Origin of the sequence: Methylacidimicrobium cyclopophantes, assembly GCF_902143385.2 — a bacterium.
In the GTDB taxonomy this organism is placed as follows: Bacteria; Verrucomicrobiota; Verrucomicrobiia; order Methylacidiphilales; family Methylacidiphilaceae; genus Methylacidimicrobium; species Methylacidimicrobium cyclopophantes.
In genome coordinates this window covers 1-2,515 of record NZ_CABFUZ020000226.1, presented here as the reverse complement: position 1 = coordinate 2,515, position 2,515 = coordinate 1, and the positions used below count along the sequence as shown (strand labels likewise).

Annotated in this window: 2 protein-coding genes and 1 pseudogene; 1 reads left to right on the top strand and 2 read right to left on the bottom strand. The window is 62.6% G+C overall.

Annotation, left to right across the window (positions count from 1 at the left end; genetic code table 11):
* Positions 1-521: pseudogene (locus FN369_RS09475) on the top strand (AAA family ATPase); the annotation flags it as partial.
* Here FN369_RS09475 and FN369_RS09470 read toward each other — a convergent pair.
* Positions 491-1,663 carry an FIST signal transduction protein gene (locus FN369_RS09470; RefSeq protein WP_142525909.1) on the bottom strand — a complete coding sequence of 391 codons (1,173 nt, stop codon included), beginning with the start codon at positions 1,661-1,663 and terminating at the stop codon, positions 491-493. The pseudogene FN369_RS09475 and the gene FN369_RS09470 overlap by 31 nt on opposite strands.
* A 30-nt stretch (positions 1,664-1,693) precedes the next feature.
* Positions 1,694-2,515 (bottom strand): alpha/beta fold hydrolase (locus FN369_RS11260; RefSeq protein WP_178087789.1); only part of this gene is annotated, 822 nt, incomplete at its 5' end.

Here is a 2,515-nt window from a genome sequence, read left to right as displayed (position 1 = left end):
TCGCGGCGCGCGCCGCCGAAGAAGAGACCGGAGCCCGCGGACTGATGACCATCGGAGAACGGGTCTTGCGCCCTTTTCGTTTTGAATGCCCAGGCACGGGTCTCCGGGAGATCGTCATCGACGATGCCGCCGTCGACGACCCGGAAAAGGCGCTCGAGACGCTGTTGGAGCAGTTCCGCAAAGGGGGAGGGGAGCTCGCTCAGGAAGTGGAGGCGTTCTGCGAGGAGTTCTTCCGCACCCATGAGTTCCGTCTCCGCTTTTCTCCAGAGGCGGTGGAAGCGCTTCGCGCCGAAGCGGGTTCGGAACCCGGTGCGCTCGCCGCGCTCTGCCGGAAGAAGTTCAAGGACTTCGCCTTCGGCTTGCGGCTCATCCAAGCCAACACCGGCCAGGACACCTTTACGATTTCCGGGGAAGCCGCGGCGGATCCAGAAGGAGTGCTGAGCCGCTGGGTTCTCGCGTCCTACGCCGGCTCGGCAAAGTCTCCGGAAGCTCAGGAAAGAAAGAGCACCGAAGCGGAGTAGCCGTGGAGGTAGTTGAGCTTTCCCACAGGTCCGATCTCGCCGTTGGCAAAGAAGCCGGCTGCCGGCAGCTGCGGAAAAAGCTCCTGGATCATCCCCGCGTCCCTGCCGGCAACGCCGAAGAGCCCCTTGCCCCGACCGGCGCAGAGGCTCACCAAGGCCGCCAGCGGCGGGCGTTCCAGGAAAAACTCAATCTTCTCCGCTTGGAGCAGCTTCCGCAAGGATCGCTCGGCCGATTCGGGATCGCGTAACTGGTATTGGAGCGTCTGACCGACGCGTACGAGAGCGCCGACGGCGACCGCGCCCGAGGAAGGATCGGCTCCGAGGATGTTCCGGACGAGGAAATCCCCTTGGCGAAACTCATCTCGATATTCCGAAACGGCGAGCCCGACGAAGATATGGCCATGCGCCTTTTCCCGCTCTCGCTCCGAAAGGGATTCGAAGGCATTCGCCAAAGCCTGGTAGGCGCTCCCGGAACCCAGAGTGTAGAGGATATTGCGATCGGCCCCGGTGACCGTGTAGGGATCCCCAATCGGTCGGCATCCTTGAGAGACGACGATATGAAAGCCGATCTCCCCTTGGAGGGCGATCGCAACACCCCCTTCCACGGGCTTCCGGTCGAGAAAGACTGCGGTCTCCCCTTCGCTGGCCCCGCCCGCCAGTCCTCCCCAAGCCGGAATTCCGGGATAGGCGCGATTCCAGATCCGCAAGAGCCGCTCTACCGGAACGAGGTGGGGATTGGCGAAGAGAATCCATCCGGCCGCCTCTGCGGGTCCGACTCCTGTGATCCCGTGCCAAGCCGTAGGCTCCTCGGTTTCCAAGGCTTCGGGAGTAAAGGCGATGGGAATCGCCTTCATCGCCGGATGACGGAGGCCGAGCATCGAAAAGCCTTCCTCGGCCTCGAACTCCGCCCCTTCGGCGAGAAATCCCTGTCCAGTCACGGCGACCAGAAGCGGCGCATGGCCGTAGATCGTCAATACTTCGCACAGATCGGCCAAATAGGGCGCGTACGACGAGGAAGCAAAAACAAGCGCCAACTGCGGATCCCCGCCGAGCTTCGAGCGCAGCTCTTCCGCTAGCGCTCGGCTTGCCGACTCGGAAAAGGAACCGGAATAGGCTGCGGACACCGCACGAGGAGCATCCATGCTAAAATCATCGGATTTTTTGGTTCTCTGTCAATGCCTTGGGAGGACAAAATCCCGAGGCCAAATTGTTTGCGCGATCCCGAGGCTCTCTCGCATGAGACGATAGCCGACATGCCCCTGCGGAAATGGATAGAAGTGGCACCCGTGCCAGGCGTCCCGAAACTCCTCCAAAAGCGGGAGCGGAACCACCCGATCGTAGATTCCCCCGAGTAGGAGAACCTCCTGAGGTTGCAAGAAGGGCCGAGAAAGACTGGGACAGACCAGCCGGAGGTGCGGAGCCGCGATCTCCGGGAAAATCTCGAGCCGCTCCAGCGTCTTGCGAATCCCCCGCCCGCTCGGGGATTCCCACATCGCGTGCTCGATCCGGAAGATCGGCTCCAGAAGCATCAATCGGTCGAAGAGCCGCTCGATGCAGGCCGCCTCGGCGAGGATCCAGCCCCCGTAGCTGATTCCCCATCCGCCCAGGAGCCTTGCTCCACGGCTCCGGAGCCATGCTGCAAACACCCGTAAATCGAGCACCCCTTGGCGCAAAGTCTCCGCGGTACGAACTAAGTCGGCGGTGACGCACATTTCTCCAGGAAAGAGCAAAAAGGGCCGACGGGCATAATGGTAGGGGAGGTGCATGAAGGCCGCATTCCATCCGAGGTCGTTGAGGCGGCCGGCCCAATAGCGATATCCGACATCGCTGACCGACATCAGCCCATGGGCGATGACCATGGTAGGCCCACTCCACCCCTCCGGTCCCAGCCGGAGATCGAAAACGGCCGTCCGATTCCGTCGCTCCGGTCCGGGTAAGGGGCTCGGGAAGCTGATGCGAAGCGCTTCCCCACGCCGGGCGATCGCCACGGCGGG